This is a genomic window from Subtercola lobariae (assembly GCF_014640255.1).
GTDB classification, from domain to species: Bacteria; Actinomycetota; Actinomycetes; order Actinomycetales; family Microbacteriaceae; genus Subtercola; species Subtercola lobariae.
In genome coordinates, this window is sequence record NZ_BMGP01000007.1 from 53,327 (window position 1) to 72,494 (window position 19,168).

The window sequence follows — 19,168 nt, forward strand, 5'->3', positions numbered from 1 at the left end:
CCGGAGCCCAGACGAAAGGGCCCCCCGAGAGAGTTCAAACGAGGATGCCGAAGTGGCTGAGCGATTTGCTCGGGCCGCGTGGAGCGGAATCGCCGAGCCGGGTGACCTTGTCGCTGGGGTTGTGGTGCGTGCGCTCGGCGCGGGGCCTGCACTTATGGCGCTCGTCGAACGGCACTCGCGCTCGCGGGTACTCGATTCGCTCGCGACAGCAGGCGTCGACGAGGTGAAACCGAGTGTGCTCGCGACGGCACTCGAACGATGGATGCCGCGGCTCACCGCAGGTTCGGCACTCAGCTCACTTCGACTCGCAGCTCGTTGCGGCGCCCGATTGGTGGTGCCCGGTGACGAGGAGTGGCCGGGGTCTTTCGGTGATCTCGGCGAACACGAACCCCTTGCGTTGTGGGTGCGCGGAGACCTCAACGCGCTGAACCGCATGAGTCACACCGTCTCGCTCGTTGGGGCCAGGGCAGCCACCGGATACGGCGAACATGTGGCTATGGAGCTCTCGGCCGGCCTGATCGATCGAAAAATGGGCATCGTTTCGGGTGCGGCCTACGGTATTGACGGCATGGCTCACCGAGCGGCGCTTGCGAGTTCGGGGTTCACAGCCGCGTTTCTGGCCGGTGGGGTCGACCGCTTTTATCCGAGCGGCCACGACGCCCTCTTGACGCGCATCACAAAGGTCGGGGCTGTGATTTCGGAGCTGCCATGCGGTTCGCCACCGACGAAGTGGCGTTTTCTTCAGCGAAACCGGCTGATCGCCGCGGCTTCGAAGGCGACCGTGGTCGTCGAGGCTGGCAGCCGCAGCGGGTCACTCAATACGGCCGCGCACGCCTCGTCGATCGGGCGACCGGTCGGTGCCGTACCTGGGCCGGTGACGTCACTCTCGTCGGCCGGCTGCCACCGATTGTTGCGCGAGTACGGAGCAGAATGTGTGACCAACGCCGACGAGGTGATGGCCTTGTTCACGCCGGTGAGTGACAACGAGCCGCGGCTCGACACGCCCATCACTCAAGCCGCGGCTGGGCCTGCCTCGGAGCGACGTCAGCAACATCGGTCGTCAGACGAAGTGCGCCTTGCCGATGCTCTCAGCTCGAGGGCGCCCCGGCTGACGGCCGACATCGCCAAACGGTCGGGGTTGAGCATCTCGCGCACGAGTTCACTTCTCGGTTCCCTTTCGTTGGCCGGCTCTGTGGTCGAGGGGGAGCGCGGGTGGAAGAAGATAGAACCATGACCGCGAAAGCCGAACCGACCCACGTCATCGCTCACATCAGTGACACCCACTTTCTCGCCGATGAAGCGCTGCTGTACGGAGCCGTCGATACTGATGCCACGCTGAAGCAGATTCTGGGGCAGCTCGAGGGCTCGGGCATCCATTTCGACGCGCTCGTCTTCACGGGAGACATCGCCGATCTGGGGGAACAGAACGCGTACGCGCGAATTCGCTCGATCGTCGAACCCGTTGCGGCTCGGCTCGGTGCCGAACTCGTCTGGGTGATGGGCAACCATGATCAGCGTGCACGGCTCAGAACCGACCTGCTCGATGAGGCGGCGAGCGACGACCCTGTAGATCGCGTCTTCGACCTCAACGGGCTCAGGCTCATTGCGCTCGACACGTCTGTACCCGGCTACCATCACGGCGAATTGACTTCGGCGCAGTTGACCTGGCTGAGAGCCGAACTCGCCGAACCCGCGCCGAACGGAACGCTCGTGGCGCTACACCACCCGCCCATTCCCACAACACTGCCGTTGATGCCGATTCTCGAGCTTCAGCGGCAGCATCTGCTGGCCGACGTGATTCGGGGCACGGATGTTCGGGCAATACTCGGCGGCCATCTGCACTATTCGACGACGTCACTCTTCGCCGGCGTGCCGATCTCGGTGGCCGCGGCAACGTGTTACACCATGAATCTCGCAGCGGAGCGTGGAGTGCTCTCGGGTGTCTCGGGCGGGCAGTCAATCAACCTCGTGCACGTCTACGACGACCAGGTGGTGCATTCGGTCGTGCCCGTCGGCTCGTTTCCTGCCGTGAGCACCTTTCCCGTCGAATTCGTGTCTCGGCTCGAAGCCCTCTCTCCCGAAGACCAGATCGAGGCGTTCTCGCGTCAGGTGCCCCCCGCGAGCTAGGGGGGCGAGCCGACTGCGAGCCGAGCGTCAATCCGAGTGGGCTAGGAACGCGGCGAGCCGTTCGATGTGCTGACGGGGAGCGGGATGCCGCCACGCCCGTGTGCGGGCGCGAACCGCGGGCCAGGCAGGCCATTCTTGAAGTGTGAACCTCGACGAGAGCATCGACGACTTTGTGTCGTATCTCGAACTCGAGCGCGGTTACTCGCCGAACACGATTCGTTCGTACTCGTCAGACCTCGCAAACTTGCGCACATTCGCGCGATCACGCGGAGTGGCTGCACCTAGCGCCGCGCACGCACCCGCGAACGCGAGTGTGGGTGGGGTTGGCGCCGTCGCCGAATCCTTGCCGGTGGAGAGAAGAGCAAGCGGGGCACGCGACGACGAGCTGACATTGGAGCTGCTGCGCGACTGGCTCTGGGCCGCGTCTACTCAAGGGCTCTCGAAGGCCACGCTCGCGAGGCGCTCTGCCACCGTCAAAAGCTTTTCGGCGTGGCTGACGCGAACCGAGCGCCAGCCCATCGACGCGGCAGTTCGGCTGCGGGCGCCGAAACCTGACCGCGCGCTGCCGCGAGTGCTGAGCGTGGGGTCGATGTCGGTCATCTTCGATGTGTTGGAGCAGCGCTCGGCCGAGGGCGACCCCGTAGCCGAGCGAGACCGGGCGATCGTCGAACTGCTCTATGCCTCGGCGCTGAGGGTGTCAGAACTGGTCGGCATCGACATCGACGACCTCGATCACGAGAGGCGCACGGTGCTCGTCACAGGCAAGGGATCGAAACAGCGGGTGGTGCCGTTCGGAGCACCGGCAGACGAAGCGGTCACTCACTACCAGCGCAACGGTCGACCGCTGTTGCTGGCGCGCGCGAGCGAGGCCGGCACCCGCCCGACGGCCGCGCTCTTTCTGAACACCCGCGGTACCAGACTGGGTACCCGGGCGGTCTACACTCTCGTATCAGACCTCCTGCAGCGTGTGCCGGGCGGTGGCCCCGAAGGCCCACACGCCTTTCGGCACACCGCGGCAACGCACCTGCTCGACGGCGGCGCAGACCTGCGTGCCGTGCAGGAGATGCTCGGTCACGCGAGCCTCGGCACGACCCAGATCTACACTCATGTCACCACCGAGCGCCTTCGCCAGACCTACCTCGCCGCGCATCCTCGCGCGTAGCTCGACCAACACGGCCGTCGGCAGCAACACCGCCCGCGCAACAGCTCCCAGCACAAGCAACGGTGAAACGTAGTCGCCGTCGAGCCGCACACCGAGGTGCACGCATGCTCGGTCGCAGTGCGGCCACGCCACCACCACCCCGATGACTTGGCCGGCAGCGACAACATCGCCAGCGGCCACCGACGGGGTGACGGGTTCGACGGTGCTGACGTACCCGCTACCGTGCACGATCGAGACGAGGGGCCGGTCGACCACCACTCCCGCAAACGACACAACTCCCGCGGCCAAGGCCACGACCGGCTGCCCGACGTCAGCAGCAATATCGATGCCACGATGACCGGCCGAATACCTCGTCGCCGGCGCCTCGAACCCGCGCAGCACGGTGTGCCCCGGCCCCACGGGCCACACTCCGCGCAGGCTCACTCCTGCACCTGCCGAGTCTGCGGTGATCGCCGCGCACGACACCAGCGCAGTAACCATCGCGAAAAGAGCCGCCGCCCACACCCGAGTTCGTAGATTTTTCATAGAGACAGCCTCGGCGCCGCCGCGCAAGCCCTGACGCAATTCCCGCCATCTGTGAAAACTCGTGCCAAGATCGAAGTTGTGAGGGAGACAACTTGCAAACAGCTTTCGACCCACGTGATAGCAGAACGACCAACCGCGACACTTTGCGCGGGCTCACTGTTCAAAGGGGTTAGCAATGTCTGGCACGGCTAGTACAACGGGGTCTGGCGTTTCAGAGAAAGATCTGCAGAAGAAGCTCAATCGAAAGGTCATTGGGCTCTCTGTGGCTGCCGCTCTCGGCGGGTTTCTGTTCGGGTTCGATTCATCTGTCATCAACGGCGCAGTCGACGCCATCAAGAGCGACTTCGACCTCGGCGGCGTTCCGCTGCTCAGCGGTTTCGTCGTCGCATCCGCTCTTCTGGGCTGCGCCATCGGTGCCTACTTTGCCGGTCGCCTCGCCGACCGAATGGGCCGCATTCCGGTCATGCTCATCGGCGCCGCCCTCTTCTTGGTCAGCTCCATCGGTTCTGCGTTCGCCTTCGCCGTGTGGGATCTGGTGCTCTGGCGCGTTCTGGGCGGCCTCGGCATCGGCATCGCCTCGGTTATCGCCCCGGCCTACATCGCCGAGATCGCGCCGAAAGCCGTGCGTGGCAGCCTCGCCTCGCTGCAGCAACTCGCCATCACCCTCGGTATCTTCGCGGCTCTGCTCTCTGACGCCATTCTCGCCAACGCGGCGGGCGACGCGAACAGCCCGCTCTGGTTCGGCGCCGATGCCTGGCGGTGGATGTTCGTCATGTGCGCCATCCCCGCCGTCGTCTACGGCCTGTTGGCCCTGCGATTGCCCGAATCGCCGCGGTATCTCGCGAACAAAGGCCGCCAAGACGACGCCCGAAATGTTCTCGCCAGTGTCATGCCGAAAAGTCAGGTCGACGATGCCCTGAACGAAATCGAGCGCAATCTCAAAGAAGACAAGGAGAACGCTCGCACCGCGTCGCTGCGCGGCAAGATGTTCGGCCTGTTGCCCGTGGTCTGGGTGGGCATCCTGTTGTCGATGTTCCAGCAGCTCGTCGGCATCAACGTGATCTTCTACTACTCCACCTCGCTCTGGGCGTCGGTCGGGTTCGACACGACAAACCCGGGCACATCGCTGACGATCTCGGTCATCACGAGCGTTGTGAACGTGGCCGTCACCTTCGTGGCGATCTTCTTTGTCGACAAGATCGGCCGCAGGCCCCTGTTGCTCAGCGGGTCTATCGGCATGTTCGTATCGCTCGGCGTCATGGCCCTGTCGTTCGCCCAGTCTGTTCAGGTCAACGGTAGCCCTTCGCTGCCCGGTGCCTGGGGTCCGATCGCTCTGGTGGCGGCCAACGTGTTCGTGATCTCGTTCGGTGCCACCTGGGGCCCGCTCGTCTGGGTTCTGCTCGGCGAAATCTTTCCGAACCGCATTCGCGGCAAGGCGCTCGGTGTCGCAGCAGCCGCCCAGTGGCTCACCAACTTCGCCATCACCGAAACCTTCCCGGCGCTCTCGGCGTTCTCCCTTCCTTTCACGTACGGCATGTATGCGTTCTTCGCGCTCGTCTCGTTCGTCTTCGTGTTCTTCGCGGTTCCTGAAACCAAGGGCCGTTCGCTTGAGAGCATGGATGATCTGAAGGTCGACCGTGGCGGCCGCGCCGCCAAGGCTGCGGCAGCCCTGAAGGCAGACGCGCCCGCATAGGCTCTTCGTTTCGCTCGCTCTGTCGGCTCCGGATGCCCGGCCATTCCACCGGCAAAAAGTGCTATTCTGTTGGTTGCACCGCGCTCGTCGTGGTGACTACGCGTGCCATTTCGGCCGCCAAATCCATTCGGTCCGCGAATCTGAGCCTTCTGGCTGAGCTTTCGGGGCGGGTTTGTGCCGGGCACCAGGAGCTACGATCATCCGGTCGTGGCTAGCAACCGATTTGGGTTCGCCGTGCATCCGTGCGCCGCGGCCCCGCAGAACAGGAGACGGCCATGGCCGTTGTAACCATTCGCCAGCTGCTCGACAGTGGCGTGCACTTCGGGCACCAGACCCGCCGGTGGAACCCGAAAATGAAGCGCTTCATTCTGACCGAGCGCTCGGGCAGCCACATCATCGACCTTCAGCAGTCGCTGACCTACATCGACAAGACCTACGACTACGTCAAAGAGACCGTCGCTCACGGCGGCACCGTTCTCTTCGTCGGCACCAAGAAGCAGGCTCAGGGCTCCATCGCCGAGCAGGCGACCCGCGTCGGCCAGCCGTACGTCAACCAGCGCTGGCTCGGTGGCCTTCTCACCAACTTCCAGACGGTGTCGAAGCGTCTCGCCCGCATGAAAGAGCTCGAAGAGCTCGACTTCGAAGACACCGCCAAGAGCGGTTTCACGAAGAAAGAGCTGCTCATCAAGAAGCGCGAGCTCGACAAGCTGCACAAGAGCCTCGGCGGAATTCGTAACCTCACGAAGACACCGTCGGCCCTGTGGGTCGTCGACACCAAGAAGGAGCACCTCGCCATTGACGAGGCGCGCAAGCTCGGCATTCCCGTCATCGGCATTCTCGACACCAACTGCGACCCCGACGAAGTTCAGTACCCGATTCCGGGCAACGATGACGCCATCCGCTCGGTTGGTCTCTTGACCCGCATCATCGCCGACGCTGCCGCTGAGGGCCTCATCCAGCGCCACCAGAAGCCCGAAGAGGCCGGTAATGTCTCGGCCGTCGAGCCCCTCGCCGAGTGGGAGCGCGAGCTTCTCGAGACGAGCACCGTCGAGTTGGCAGCAACCGAACTCGAAGTCACCGCCGAGCTGGTCGAAGAGGGCGCCTCTGACGCCGCCGTCGAGGCTGCTGCTGAGGATGCCGCCGAGATTCTCGTCGATGTCGTCGAGCTGGCCGAAGAGCCGAACACCGAAGAGAACGACGCTGACGCGCAGCTCATCGGCAAGAACATCGGCGACCCGGTGGCGCACCCCGTCGCCGCGTCGCGTGGCGAAACCCTATCCGAATAGATCCTGCAGCCACGGCTGCATGATCGAATAAATCCTCGCAGAACCTGAAGGTGGGGTGGCGGCGGGGATTCGAACACAATTGTTGCTGTGCCCGGGGAGACTCGGGCACAGCCATTTAGCTAGGAGTAATGAAGCACTATGGCAAATTTCAACGTTGCCGACGTTAAGATCCTCCGCGACCGCCTCGGTGCGGGAATGGTCGACAGCAAGAACGCTCTGGTCGAGGCCGATGGTGACATCGACAAGGCCATTGAGATTCTGCGACTCAAGGGCCAGAAGGGTGTCGCCAAGCGTGAAGGCCGCGCCACCAGCGAGGGCCTTGTCGCCGCGAAAGAGAGCGGTAACAGCGCCACGCTGATCGAACTCGCCAGTGAGACCGACTTCGTGGCGAAGAACCAGCGGTTCATCGACCTGAGCGAGAAGGTTCTCGACGCCGTGGTCGCCGCCAACGCGTCGACCGTCGCCGAGGCGCTCGGCGCTTCGGGCGGGCCCAACCAGACCGTGGCCGAGGTCATCACCGACGAGGCCGCGATTCTGGGCGAGAAGCTCGAGCTGCGCCGCGTCGCCCAGGTGGGCGGCGAGCACTTCGCCATCTACCTGCACCGCACCAGCAAAGACCTGCCCCCGCAGGTCGGTGTGATCGTCGGCTACATCGGCGACGACGCTGACACCGCGCGCAGCATTGCTCAGCACATCTCGTTCGCGAACCCGGAGTACCTGACTCGCGACGACGTTCCCGCCGACGCCGTTGAGGCCGAGCGCAAGATCGTCACCGAGATCGCCGAGAACGAGGGCAAGCCGGCCGCCGCGCTGCCCAAGATCATCGAGGGTCGCCTGACCGGCTACTTCAAGCAGGTCGCCCTGCTCGACCAGGACTACGCCAAAGACAACAAGTTGTCGGTCGGCAAGGTCGTGGCCGAGGCTGGCCTGACCATCACCGGCTTCGCCCGGTTCAAGGTCGGCGCGTAGAGCCACTAGCGCGCTGGTCCCTGCCCGGCGCGTGAACCGATAACGCACCGGCCCTGCCCGGCGCGTGAGCCAATTGCCGAAAAGGGGCAGCGCGAGCTGCCCCTTTTTTGGCGCCCGAACGGCGGCCCGATTACCGGTAGCCTGAACAAAGTAGCGACGAAGGGAATCTGACCTCTATGCCAGAAACAACCGGAAAACGACGGGTTCTACTCAAACTTTCGGGAGAGGCATTCGGCGGCGGCTCGCTCGGTGTGAACCCCGACGTGGTGAGCGCACTGGCCCGCGAGATCGCAGAGGCCGCCAAACAGGTCGAGATCGCCATCGTCGTTGGCGGCGGCAACTTCTTTCGCGGCGCCGAGCTGTCGCAGCGCGGTATGGACCGTGGGCGCGCCGACTACATGGGCATGCTCGGCACCGTGATGAACGCTCTCGCGCTGCAAGACTTTCTCGAGCAGGCCGGGGCGGAGACGCGGGTGCAGTCGGCGATTTCGATGACCCAAGTGGCTGAGCCGTACATCCCGCGCCGCGCAGAACGTCATCTCGAAAAGGGCCGAGTGGTCATCTTCGGCGCCGGCGCCGGGCTGCCGTATTTCTCGACCGACACCGTTGCCGCTCAGCGGGCGCTCGAGATCGGCGCCGATGTGGTGCTCGTCGCCAAGAACGGCGTCGACGGCGTGTACGACGCCGACCCGCGCACGCACCCCGAGGCGAAGAAGATCGACCGGCTGACCTACATCGACGCTCTGCAGCGCGAGCTGAAGGTCGTCGATTCCACCGCGTTCAGCTTGTGTATGGACAACCGGATGCCCATGGTGGTGTTCGGCATGGAGCCGCACGGCAACGTGACCCGCGCCATTCTCGGCGAAGAGATCGGTACGCTCGTTCACACGTCGCACGAGTAGCGCCGTCTTTCACCGTAAACTGTGGGTTTGAAGTAAGGGAGTTGTACCGTGATTGCCGATGTACTGAGTGACGCCTCCGAACGAATGAAGAAGGCTCTCGAGAATACGAAAGAAGACTTCTCGACCGTTCGAACGGGTCGCGCGAACCCCGCACTCTTTCAGAAGGTGCTGGTCGACTACTACGGTTCGCCCACGCCGCTTTCGCAGCTGGCCTCGTTGCAGAACCCCGAAGCGCGCACCATCATCGTGACGCCCTACGACAAGGGTGCGCTGCGCGACATCGAGCAGGCGCTGCGTGACATGCCGAACCTCGGCGCGAACCCCACGAACGACGGCAACATCATTCGCGTGACGCTGCCCGACCTCACTGAAGAGCGCCGTAAAGAGTTCGTGAAAGTCGTCAAGGGCAAGGCCGAAGACGGCAAGGTGTCGGTGCGTAACATCCGTCGCAAGGCGAAAGACGATCTGGATGCCCTGAAGAGCGAAGTCGGCGACGACGAAGTAGCCCGGGCCGAGAAAGAGCTCGAAGCCAGCACGAAGGCCATCGTCGACGCAATCGACGACGCACTGAAGCGCAAAGAAACCGAACTGCTGGAAATCTAGGCGCACGAGTGAGCACTGATGGGGGGGCTGGCGACTCGCGGGCTAAGCCTCCGAAGCCGAAGCGATCGCCCCAGGGCATTTCGCGTGAAGAACTCGAAGACCGGGTTCGCGCGCGCCGCGAGCAGTTCGCCGAGGTCAACGAGAAGATTCAGGCGCGCACCGGCCGAAACCTGATCAGCGCCATCGCCATCGGCCTGGGTCTCGGGCTGATCATGCTGTTCAGCCTGATCTTTCTGCCCGTGGTGTTCTTCATCTTCGTGGGTGTTCTGGTCTGCATCACGTCTGCCGAACTCGTGGGCGCGCTTGGCAAATCGGGGCGGCATGTTCCCCTGATTCCCACGGTGGCGTCGGGCGCGGCAGTCGCGGTGGCGTCGTTCTATTGGGGTCAGCAGGGCGCGTGGCTGATTCTGCTCGCGGGCAGTGTGCTCGTGTTTCTGTGGCGCCTCGCCGAACTCGCGGTGCCGAAGTACCGCGGCACTGCCCGCGAGATTCTGCGCGACCTCGCGGCTGGCTTCTTCGTGCAGGCGTATGTCGTGTTTCTCGGCTGCATCTCGATTCTGCTCGTTGCCCAACCCGATGGGCAGTGGTGGGTGCTCTCGTTCATGATCGTGGTGATCTGCGTCGACACGGGCGCCTATGCCACAGGTTTGAACTTCGGCAAACACCCGATGGCGCCGCGCATCAGCCCGAAGAAGACCTGGGAGGGGCTCGCCGGCGCGGTCGCTCTCGCCCTGATCGCGGGCGTCGTGCTCGGCATCTTCCTTCTGCACCAGCCGTGGTGGTTCGGCCTGATTCTGGGCGCCGTCATCACCGCGACGGCGACCTTCGGCGACCTGGCCGAGTCGTTGCTGAAGCGCGACATGGGCATCAAAGACATGAGCACCTGGCTGCCGGGCCACGGTGGCTTTCTTGATCGGCTCGACTCGATGCTGCCCTCTGCGGCGGCCGCGTACGTTCTGTTCGTGGTGTTTCACTAGCCGATTCGTCGGCACGAGCCCGTTCGCTGGCCACCTTCGAAGGCCTTGCCGAGCGCTCACCGGGGGTACGGTCAGCTTCTGGCCCGAACTATTGGCACAATGGGGTGCGTGAGTCAAACGTTTCCGGTCAGCCGCAAGTCATCGATGGGCTACAACGTCGACGAGGTCGAGAAGTTCTTAAGCGATGCCAGGGCCGCCTATGAGGCGCAGGGCGACCCCGCGCACATCGATCAAGACGCCGAGCTCGATTCGCGGAGCATCCGGCGCGCCTCGTTCTCGTTGCAGAAGGGTGGCTACTCGACGGCACACGTCGATGCGGCGCTCGAGCGGCTCGAAGACGCTTTCTCGGCTCGGGAGCGAGCCCGTGCCATGCACGAGATCGGCGACGAGAAGTGGTACACCCTCAGTCGTGACCGGGCCCGCGAGATCGTGGCGCGGCTCGAACGCAGCCGCGGCCACCGGTTTCGCCGGGTCGGCATTCTGACTGGCGGTTACGACCGCGGTGACGTCGACGACTTCTGCGACGTGATCATCAGTTACTTTCGCGAGGGTGCAGTCGTCACCATCGAAGACATTCGCGGGGCCGTGTTTCGGCCGAAGCTCGGCGGCTACAACGAGGCCCAGGTCGACATGGTGCTCGATGCCGTCGTCGACGTGATGCTTTCGGTTCGTTAGGGCGATGGATGCTCGCCCGGCACCCGCGCCGTCGAAAGCCCCTGAGCGCGCGGCACGCCGAGCAGGCCGGCACTCAATAGAGTTGCTGCATGCGCAATGAGGTCGTCGCCGTCATCGGCGTCATCGTCATCGTGGGGGTGTCGGCACTCGCACCGCGGCTGAAGATCGCGGCGCCCATCATTCTGGTGCTCATCGGCGTAGGCATTTCGCTGATTCCCGGCGTGCAGCCGGTGGTGGTGCCCTCGGCGCTCATTCTCACGGTGGTCTTGCCGCCGCTGCTCTACGCCTCGGCCATCAATCTGCCGCTCAGCGACTTTCGCAAGAACATCGTCAGCATCACGGGGCTGTCGGTGGCTCTCGTTTTCGTGAGCGCCTTCGGCACCGGGCTGCTGCTGTTCTGGCTGTTTCCTGAGCTCAGCCTCGCCTCGGCCATCGCGCTCGGCGCGGTGATCAGCCCGACCGATGCGGTTTCGGCCGCGTCGATCGCCAAGCGACTCGGGTTGCCGCACCGGCTGACCGCGGTCATCGAGGGCGAAAGCCTGGTGAACGACGCGTCTGCGCTGGTGCTGTTGCGCTCGGCGGTTGCCGCCACGGCCGGCGTCGTGAGTGTGTGGCAGGTGGGCGGCGAATTTCTCTACTCGGTCGTCGTGGCTGCGCTCGTCGGCGCAGCGGTCGGTGCGGTCACGGTGTGGGTGCGTTCGAAGCTGCCCGACCCCGTGCTGACCACCGCTGTGTCGTTCGCGGTGCCGTTTCTGGCGTACGTTCCGGCCGAAGCGATCGGCGCTTCGGGCGTGCTGGCGGTCGTCGCAGCAGGCCTGCTGACCGGGCATTTCGGGGCCAAGTACTTCACCGCGCCGTCTCGAATAAGCGAGCGGCTCACCTGGCGCACGTTGCAGTTTCTGCTCGAGAACGCGGTGTTTCTCATCATGGGCTTGCAACTCAAGGGTCTCGTTGAGCATGTAGTCGACAAGCACCTGAGCGTGCCGCAGGCGGTACTTTTCGGATTGCTGGCAACGGCACTCCTGATCGTTCTGCGGTTCGCGTTCGTGATGCCGCCCGCCGTTCTGATGTCGTGGCGTTACCGCAGACGAATGGCACGCGCCGGAATCAGCGCAGCGCAGGTTGCAGCCGACCCTGAGGCGCCAGCCGGAGCCGCCGGAGGAGTAGTGCTGTCGTGGAGTGGCATGCGCGGCGTCGTGACGCTGGCGGCGGCGCAGTCGCTCCCCGAAGACACGCCCTACCGGCCGCAACTCATTCTGATCGCCTTTACGGTGGCCATCGTGACCCTCGTTCTTCAAGGGTCGACGTTGCCGTTCGTGATTCGCTGGTCGGGCATCCGTCGCGCCGATCCTGCCGGCGAGCGCGCTGAGTTCGCCGCACTGCTCGACGAGTTGCAGGAGGCGGGCGCCGGGCTGCTCGAGAACCCCGAGTTGGCCCTCTCTGACGGGTCGACGCCCGATGACGGCGTGGTCGAGCGCGTGCGACGTGATGCCATGTTGCGCAGCCAGTCGGCGTGGGAGCTCGCGCAGACCGCCGGCGAGGCCTCGGTCGCCATGCCGAACCAGCAGTACCGCGAACTGCGCCTCGAGGTATTGCGCGTCGAACGCGAAACGCTGCTCGATGCCCGCGAACGCGAGACCTTCAGCTCGCACGTGCTCACGCAGGCACACGAGATGCTCGACCTCGAAGAGTCGCGCCTGGCGCAGAACGAGGGCCTCAGCGGCTGATCGTCGACGTCGCAGTGCACGTGGTCGGGGCAACGGTGCGCCTCAGGGCCGCCTGCTACGCGACGAGCATTCGGCGAGGCACACGATCGTAGGATGGATGCATGCCCCGCAGTAACCGCCCTCGCAACGCGAAGCGCGGCGGCGACGACGATAACGACGATGGGTTCGAACGTCTGACCACGGGCTGGCGCACCGTAGAGCACCGCCGCAACGGCGACTGGAACGTACAGCCCATCTCGGCGTTGCAAGCCACGAAAGAGTACGTCTGCCCGGGATGCTCGCAGACGATCATCCCCGGCACCGCACACCTCGTGGCGTGGCGGGCCGACGGGGTTCTGGGCGACGGCGCCGACTTGGCTGCCCGGCGCCATTGGCATTCGCACTGCTGGAGGATTGGTTTCTAAGTGACACACACCGTCGAAGTACGAAGCGGCGTCGAACTGCCGGCCCGGCGCACCGACATCGAATTGCACACGGCAGACGGGCTCACCCTCGTGGGCGAGCTCGCAGTGCCCGAGAGCGTGCCGCCCGTCGCCACTCTCGTCACGTTGCACCCGCTGCCCACCTCGGGTGGCTTCATGGATTCGCACGTGCTTCGCAAGGCGGCAGCGCGCTTGCCCGCGCTCGCCGACCTCGCCGTGTTGCGCTTCAACACCCGCGGCACCTCGTCACCCCGCGGCACGAGTGGCGGCAGTTTCGGTCACGGTACGGATGAACGGCTCGACCTCGACGCAGCGATGCGTTTCGTCGAAGAGAACAACCTGCCGCACCCGTGGCTGGTGGGCTGGTCGTTCGGCACCGAAGTGGCGCTGAAGTATGGTCTCGAGCATCACATCGACGGCGCCATTCTGCTCTCGCCGCCGCTGCACCGCGCCACCGAGGCAGAGCTCGGAGCGTGGGCGACGAACAGCGTTCCGCTGGTCGCGCTGATTCCCGAGTTCGACGACTTTCTGCGGCCCGCCGAGGCCCGCGAGAAGTTCTCGGTCGTGCCGAACGTCGAACTCGTCGAGATCGCCGGCGGCAAACACCTCTGGGTGGGCGAGAACCAGGTCAAGCGGGTGCTCAACGAGATCGTCTCGCACGTGAATCCCGCGAAGGCGCCGTTGCCCGAGACGTTCGAGGTCGAGTGAGCGCTGCCGGGCATCCGGAGCCGCAGCCCGAGTCAGCCGAGGCCGCACCCTCAGCGCTCGTTTTGAATCAGCGCTCGTTCTGAATGGGAATGACCACTTGCTTCACGATCAGAATGATCGACGCAGCAATAGGAATCGCAATGAGCGCTCCCAGCACGCCCAGCAGTGACGCGCCCGCAAGAGCCGCGATGACCACCACCGACCCCGGCACCGACACGGCCCGCCGCATGATGTTCGGGCTCAAGAAGTACGCCTCCACCTGCATGTAGATGAGGTAGTAGATGGCTGCAACGAGCGCAGTCAGCGGCGACCCGATTCCGGGAATCAGGCACACCGCAACGATGATGACCGAGCCCGAGATGGTTCCGACGAGCGGTATCAGCGACAGCAGCCCGGCGATGAACGCCAGCACGGCCGCGTAGGGCGCCTGGATGATCGTCAAGAAGATGAAGCTCAAGACGCCGTTGCACACCCCCAGTGCGACCTGACCGATGACGTAACGCCCCACCGCATCGGTGACCTGCTCGCCGAGGTCAGCGAACCGCTCCCGTTTGCTGGCCGGAACCAGCAGATACACCGTCCGCTTCATCATCGCCAGGTTCGCGGTGAAGAACAGCGTCAGAATGATCACGATGACCGTGCCGAAGATGCCGTTCGCAATTCCGACGCCCACGGCCAGCGCGCCACCGGCGATGGCGGTGACGTTGCCCGGGTCTTGCAAATACTTGGTCACGGCATCGACCACTGCCTGAACGTCGATGAACCCGCCGAGCCGCTCGCTGAGGTCAGAGGCCCAGGTCGACGATTGAAAGCCTCGCAACAGCAAGGGCACCTGGCCGAACAGCTGGGTCAGCTGGTCGATGATGATGGGCAGAACGGCGAAGACCAGGCCGGTGATGACTGCGGCGACTCCGATGATGACGATCAGAATGGCGAGCGAACGCCGCACATGCCTGGCCTCGAGCCACGAAACGACAGGGTCGAGGCCTAGCGCCAGAAAGATGGCGATGCCGATGTAGGTGAGCACGGTGGCCAGGTTTCCGATGGCCATCAGAATGACGATGCCGAGCCCCACGCCGAGCGTGGCGACGAGCCCCAGGGTGAAAGCGTTCTTGATCTTCACCGTCACTCCCTCGCTGTTTTCTTTTCGCAAATCTAGCCCCTGCACATGACAACCCAGAAGTCTGGGAGCATTCACAAGGAGGATCGGCTATCTTTTAATGTCTTTGTCTGGAGAGTTCATTCGTGCGTTTTATTCTTGCCATCATCGCCTTCGTCATAGCGCTGGCGTTCATCGGCATCGGTATCGCCGAGCGCACGTTCCTTCTGCCGCCGTCGTCGGTGAGTGTCGAAACCACTCAGACCACCTCGACGCCCTACGTTTTCATCGACAGTGACGCCCTACTCGCAGAGTCGGGCGAACAGACGGTCACCTTCTCCGGCAGCCCGAAGGTCTTCGCCGCGTACGGCCGCACCGATGACGTCAAGGCCTGGCTGAACGGCGCGAGCTACGCAGACCTCACAGTGAACACCGGCAGCAAGCCGAGCCTCACGTCGACCATCGTGCCCGCTGACCCGGCAGGAGCGGCGAACGTCGCCAGCGGCTCGGTCGACCCGGCCGGCTCTGATCTCTGGCTCGAGGAGTACACCGCAGACTCGTCGATGACGCGCACGTTCAGTCTGCCGGCAGGCTATTCGCTCATCGTCGCCGACGACGGCACAGCCCCCGCACCCACCACCGTTCGCATCTCGTGGCCGCTCGACGACAGCACGCCGTTGGCCGTGCCGTTCTTGCTGACCGGTGCGATCTTCGTGGTGATCGGCCTCATTCTGCTGCTGCTCGGCCTTCGGCACATGAAGAAGTCGCAGGGCCCCCGTCGCAAGCAGCCGACCCTGCCTAAAGGCAAACGCTTCTCGTCTTCTCGCACCAATGGCATCGAATCGGGGGTGCGGCGCGGCCGCCGCTCCATTACGAAGTCGATTGCGGTGCTGGTTCCCACGGCCATGCTGAGCGCAGCTGTGCTGAGTGGATGCTCGGCCCAGTCTCTGCCGGCCGCCATCGCCGACACGGCCACACCCGCGCCTGTCTCCACCGGCGACACGAGCACGGGCGACCCGAGCACCGGCACCCCGACCCCGGGTGCCACCACGACAGGCACCACCACCGCAGTGCCGACTCCCGTTCCGACGCCAGATCAGGGGCCGCCGCCCGTCGTGTCTGAGGCGCAACTCGACACCATCCTCGGCAAGATCTCGACCGTGACGACGGCCGCCGACGCCGCTTCAGACCCGACCGCACTCGCCGCCCGCATGACGGGGCCCGCTCTCGACCTGCGCACGGCGACGTACTCGATTCGCAAGACCGACGCCGACTACCCGGCGCAGCCCGCGATTCCCGCCGGCCCGTCGTCGGTCGTGCTGCCGCAGGCGACCGACTCGTGGCCACGAACGGTTTTCACCATTGCCGAGAACACGGCCGACTCCACGGTCGCCCCGCTGTCGTTGATGCTGATTCAAGACACCCCGCGCAGCCAGTACAAGGTCTACTACGCCATTCCGCTCGAGCCGGCCACCACGTTGCCGCCGGTCGCGCCGGCAACGGTGGGCACGTCTCAACTGCCGAACGACACCAAACTGCTTTCGTTGACGCCGACAGACGCGGCGGCGGGGTACGCCGACATACTCATGCTCGGCAGCCAGAGCCCCTACTACGACAAGTTCGATCCCACCGGCGACACCCTGCAGACGAGCGTCGGGGCCGACTACAAGGCCGCCACGAAAGCCGCACTGCCGAACACGGCGAGCATCGACTTCGCAAAGGTGCCCGGTGTGGGGCAGACTATCGCCCTCGCCACGAACCAATCGGGCGCAATCGTTGCCACGAACATCCGCGAATCTGTCACTGTGAAGCCGGTCGAGGCCGGTGCGACGGTGAGCCCCGAAGGAGCGGTGAAGGCCGCTTCGGGAGTCTCACAGACCGCAAAGGGCACCGAAGCGATCTACGATTATCAGTTGTTGTTCTACATTCCGCCGTCGGGCGACACGTCGAAGGTCAAACTTCTCGGGTTCGCTCAAGGCCTGCTGTCTGCCAAGGAGTTGCCGTGAGCCAGGTTCCCCCCTCAGCCGCCAGCCTCAGAGGGGCTGTCGACCTCTCGTCGCTCGTGAACCGGGCCGCCGCGCCTGCGGGTGCTGCCGGAGCCGCAGGGGGCGCGCCAGGAGGTGCTGGGGGTGCACCGGGCGTTCCCGGAGCCCCGGGCGCCGGAGTCTCGGTGCCGAGCCTGCTGCTCGACGGCACCGACGCCACGTTCACTCAGATTCTCGATCTCTCGAACGCGGTCGCTGTCATCGTCGAGTTGTGGGCTTCGTGGTCTGACGGCTCGCGCATTCTCGCGCCGCTCATGCAGAAGCTGATTCTCGAATACGGCGGCCAGTTCGTGCTCGTTCGGGTCGAGACCGACGGCAACCCTCAGCTCACCGCGGCTTTTCAGGCTCAGTCGGTGCCGACGGTCGCCGCCATCATCGCGGGCCGACCTGTCGCCCTGTTCGAGGGTGCTCAGCCCGAGCAGAGCATTCGCGACGTGCTCGATCAGGTCGTTCAGCTCGCCGCGCAGAACGGTGTCACGGGCACCGCGCTTCCCGCCGACGGCCACGGCGGCCCCGGCGGTGTGGGTGCAGACGGAGTCGAAGGCGAGGTAGCCGAGCCCGTCGAAGAGCCGTTGCCGCCGCACCACGCCGAGGCGTTCGACGCCATCTCGCAGGGCGACTACAAGACCGCCATCGCCGAGTACGAAAAAGCCATCGTGCAGAACCCACGCGACGCGCTTGCCGCTGCTGGGCTCGCCCAGGTCAAGCTGCTCGACCGACTCGACGGCAAAACGCTCGACGAGATTCGTGCCGACGGTGCGGCCAACCCCACCGACATCGACGCCCAGCTGCTGGTCGCCGACCTCGATGTCTCCGGCGGCCACGTCGAAGACGCCTTCGACCGCATTCTCGCCCTGTTCACCAAGGCCGATCAGGCGACGAAAGACAAGCTGCGCGAGCGGATGCTCGAACTCTTCGAAGTCGTCGGCCTCGACGACCCTCGGGTGACGGTGGCTCGTCGCCGCCTGACCATGCTGCTGTACTGACCCAGGCGGGTACCCGCCCGTCGGCTTCGTGTCAATCGGTCACCCCATACCTGCGCGAGCGCCGCTGAGGCAATACAGTCAGGGTATGTTCAAACGCCACTCAGCATCGTCGTCGAAGGCCATTGCGCCGCAGGCGAAGGTCTCGCCCGAAATTCAGTCGGTGACTCAAGGGTCTGAGACCTATTCGCAGATCAATGCCTTCAAGATCGGCCTGCTCGGCGGGCTGGGTGTGCTCGTGGCGCTCGTCATCGGTGGGCTCGTCACGCAGCTCGGCACGGTGCTCATTTACGTGGGTGTTGCGTTGTTCATCGCCTTGGGGCTTGATCCGTTGGTCTCGAGGCTCGCCCGCAAAATGCCGCGTCCGCTGGCGATCACCATCGTGTTCGGTGTCGTGGTGCTGATTCTGGCGGGGTTGTTGCTCACGATCATCCCGATCATCGTGACGCAGACCAGCAACCTCATTACGAACTTTCCCACCTACATCACGAATCTGCAGAACTCGGACTGGTTCAAGGGTCTGGAGTCGCAGCTCTCGGGGGTCGTGAGCATCGACGATGTGGTGAAGAATCTGCAGAGCTTCTTGAGCCCCGACAAGGTGCTTTCGCTGGGCGGCGGGTTGCTGGCGGTCGGCGCGGGGGTGGCGAGCGGTGTGACCGGGTCGGTCATCGTGCTGATTCTGACGCTGTACTTTCTCGCCTCGCTGCGGTCGATGAAGCGCGTGACGTACCGGTTCGTTCCGGCGACCAAGCGGGCGAACTTCGCCGAAATCACCGAGCAGATCACACAGGCTGTGGGGCGCTACGTGGTGGGGCAGCTCGCGCTGGCGTTGGTCAACGGCATTCTGAGCTTCATCTTCTTGACCATCATCGGGGCGCCGCTGCCGGTGCTGCTGGCGTTCATCGCGTTCTTGTTGTCGCTGATTCCGTTGGTGGGTACGGTCACAGGTTCGGCGATCATCGTGCTCGTCTGCTTCTTGGCGTCGCCGCTGACGGCACTCGTGGCCGCGATCTACTACCTCGTCTACATGCAGGTTGAGGCATACTTCCTCAGCCCGCGCATCATGAACAGGGCGGTCTCGGTTCCGGGTTCGGTCGTGGTCATCGGCGCGGTGGCCGGCGGTACCATCGCGGGCGTGCTCGGTGCGCTCGTGGCCATTCCCATTGCGGCGTCGGCCATCATCATCATCGAAAAAGTGGTCTTCCCGAAGCAAGACGCGAAGTAACCTGTCGAGCAGCGGGAGTTACGTCGGAGCAGAGCGCGTA

General features: G+C 64.6%; 17 protein-coding genes and 1 pseudogene. 16 read left to right on the plus strand and 2 right to left on the minus strand.

The features are described 5' to 3' along the window. Window positions 1–52: 52 nt before the first annotated feature. The 3 genes from dprA to IEX24_RS17305 all read left to right on the plus strand — a co-directional run bounded on the left by dprA (window position 53) and on the right by IEX24_RS17305 (window position 3,289). Window positions 53–1,234: a DNA-processing protein DprA gene (gene dprA / locus IEX24_RS17295; protein WP_229715495.1), complete on the plus strand. Its 1,182-nt coding sequence runs from the start codon at window positions 53–55 to the stop codon at window positions 1,232–1,234. After that, window positions 1,231–2,127, plus strand: a complete 897-nt coding sequence (locus IEX24_RS17300; protein WP_188680590.1) for a phosphodiesterase — start codon at window positions 1,231–1,233, stop codon at window positions 2,125–2,127. Before dprA ends, IEX24_RS17300 begins: the two co-directional genes overlap by 4 nt. A gap of 142 nt (window positions 2,128–2,269) precedes the next feature. Continuing rightward, on the plus strand, window positions 2,270–3,289 hold the full coding sequence (locus IEX24_RS17305; RefSeq protein WP_188680592.1) for a tyrosine-type recombinase/integrase: 1,020 nt from the start codon (window positions 2,270–2,272) through the stop codon (window positions 3,287–3,289). A 72-nt stretch (window positions 3,290–3,361) separates the two neighbouring features. Here the strand turns inward: IEX24_RS17305 and IEX24_RS17310 are convergent. Next, window positions 3,362–3,814 (minus strand): annotated as a pseudogene (locus tag IEX24_RS17310) (murein hydrolase activator EnvC family protein); the annotation flags it as partial. A 175-nt stretch (window positions 3,815–3,989) separates the two neighbouring features. Between IEX24_RS17310 and IEX24_RS17315 the strand changes: the two are divergent. The 10 genes from IEX24_RS17315 to IEX24_RS17360 all read left to right on the plus strand — a co-directional run bounded on the left by IEX24_RS17315 (window position 3,990) and on the right by IEX24_RS17360 (window position 13,776). Further along, window positions 3,990–5,507, plus strand: coding sequence for a sugar porter family MFS transporter (locus IEX24_RS17315; protein WP_188680594.1), 1,518 nt, complete (start codon window positions 3,990–3,992; stop codon window positions 5,505–5,507). Window positions 5,508–5,782: 275 nt separating this feature from the next. Continuing rightward, window positions 5,783–6,793 (plus strand): 30S ribosomal protein S2, encoded by a 1,011-nt coding sequence (gene rpsB, locus IEX24_RS17320; RefSeq protein WP_188680596.1) that lies wholly within the window; start codon window positions 5,783–5,785, stop codon window positions 6,791–6,793. Window positions 6,794–6,931: 138 nt separating this feature from the next. Next, window positions 6,932–7,762 (plus strand): translation elongation factor Ts, encoded by an 831-nt coding sequence (tsf, locus tag IEX24_RS17325; protein ID WP_188680598.1) that lies wholly within the window; start codon window positions 6,932–6,934, stop codon window positions 7,760–7,762. A 176-nt stretch (window positions 7,763–7,938) separates the two neighbouring features. Next, window positions 7,939–8,664: a UMP kinase gene (gene pyrH, locus IEX24_RS17330; protein WP_188680599.1), complete on the plus strand. Its 726-nt coding sequence runs from the start codon at window positions 7,939–7,941 to the stop codon at window positions 8,662–8,664. Between the two features lie 48 nt (window positions 8,665–8,712). Continuing rightward, on the plus strand, window positions 8,713–9,267 hold the full coding sequence (gene frr / locus IEX24_RS17335; protein WP_188680601.1) for a ribosome recycling factor: 555 nt from the start codon (window positions 8,713–8,715) through the stop codon (window positions 9,265–9,267). Window positions 9,268–9,275: 8 nt separating this feature from the next. Next, window positions 9,276–10,244: a phosphatidate cytidylyltransferase gene (locus IEX24_RS17340; RefSeq protein ID WP_229715498.1), complete on the plus strand. Its 969-nt coding sequence runs from the start codon at window positions 9,276–9,278 to the stop codon at window positions 10,242–10,244. Between the two features lie 99 nt (window positions 10,245–10,343). Beyond that, complete coding sequence (locus tag IEX24_RS17345) at window positions 10,344–10,919, plus strand: DivIVA domain-containing protein (RefSeq protein ID WP_229715500.1); 576 nt, start codon at window positions 10,344–10,346, stop codon at window positions 10,917–10,919. Window positions 10,920–11,008: 89 nt separating this feature from the next. Beyond that, the gene (locus IEX24_RS17350; RefSeq protein WP_188680605.1) at window positions 11,009–12,646 is read left to right on the plus strand and encodes a cation:proton antiporter; all 1,638 of its coding nucleotides are present in this window, start codon (window positions 11,009–11,011) and stop codon (window positions 12,644–12,646) included. A 101-nt stretch (window positions 12,647–12,747) separates the two neighbouring features. Beyond that, the gene (locus IEX24_RS17355; protein ID WP_188680607.1) at window positions 12,748–13,050 is read left to right on the plus strand and encodes an Rv1322 family protein; all 303 of its coding nucleotides are present in this window, start codon (window positions 12,748–12,750) and stop codon (window positions 13,048–13,050) included. Further along, window positions 13,051–13,776: an alpha/beta hydrolase gene (locus IEX24_RS17360; RefSeq protein ID WP_188680609.1), complete on the plus strand. Its 726-nt coding sequence runs from the start codon at window positions 13,051–13,053 to the stop codon at window positions 13,774–13,776. It abuts the gene before it with no gap. Window positions 13,777–13,843: 67 nt separating this feature from the next. Here the strand turns inward: IEX24_RS17360 and IEX24_RS17365 are convergent, their stop codons facing one another. Further along, window positions 13,844–14,899 carry an AI-2E family transporter gene (locus IEX24_RS17365; protein WP_188680610.1) on the minus strand — a complete coding sequence of 352 codons (1,056 nt, stop codon included), beginning with the start codon at window positions 14,897–14,899 and terminating at the stop codon, window positions 13,844–13,846. A 122-nt stretch (window positions 14,900–15,021) separates the two neighbouring features. Between IEX24_RS17365 and IEX24_RS17370 the strand changes: the two genes are divergently transcribed. From IEX24_RS17370 to IEX24_RS17380, 3 genes are all read left to right on the plus strand, one after another. Beyond that, on the plus strand, window positions 15,022–16,881 hold the full coding sequence (locus IEX24_RS17370; protein WP_188680612.1) for a DUF8094 domain-containing protein: 1,860 nt from the start codon (window positions 15,022–15,024) through the stop codon (window positions 16,879–16,881). Beyond that, the gene (locus tag IEX24_RS17375; protein WP_188680614.1) at window positions 16,878–17,906 is read left to right on the plus strand and encodes a tetratricopeptide repeat protein; all 1,029 of its coding nucleotides are present in this window, start codon (window positions 16,878–16,880) and stop codon (window positions 17,904–17,906) included. The genes IEX24_RS17370 and IEX24_RS17375 overlap by 4 nt, the downstream gene beginning before the upstream one ends. A gap of 85 nt (window positions 17,907–17,991) precedes the next feature. Beyond that, window positions 17,992–19,128, plus strand: coding sequence for an AI-2E family transporter (locus IEX24_RS17380; protein WP_188680616.1), 1,137 nt, complete (start codon window positions 17,992–17,994; stop codon window positions 19,126–19,128). Window positions 19,129–19,168 lie beyond the last annotated feature (40 nt).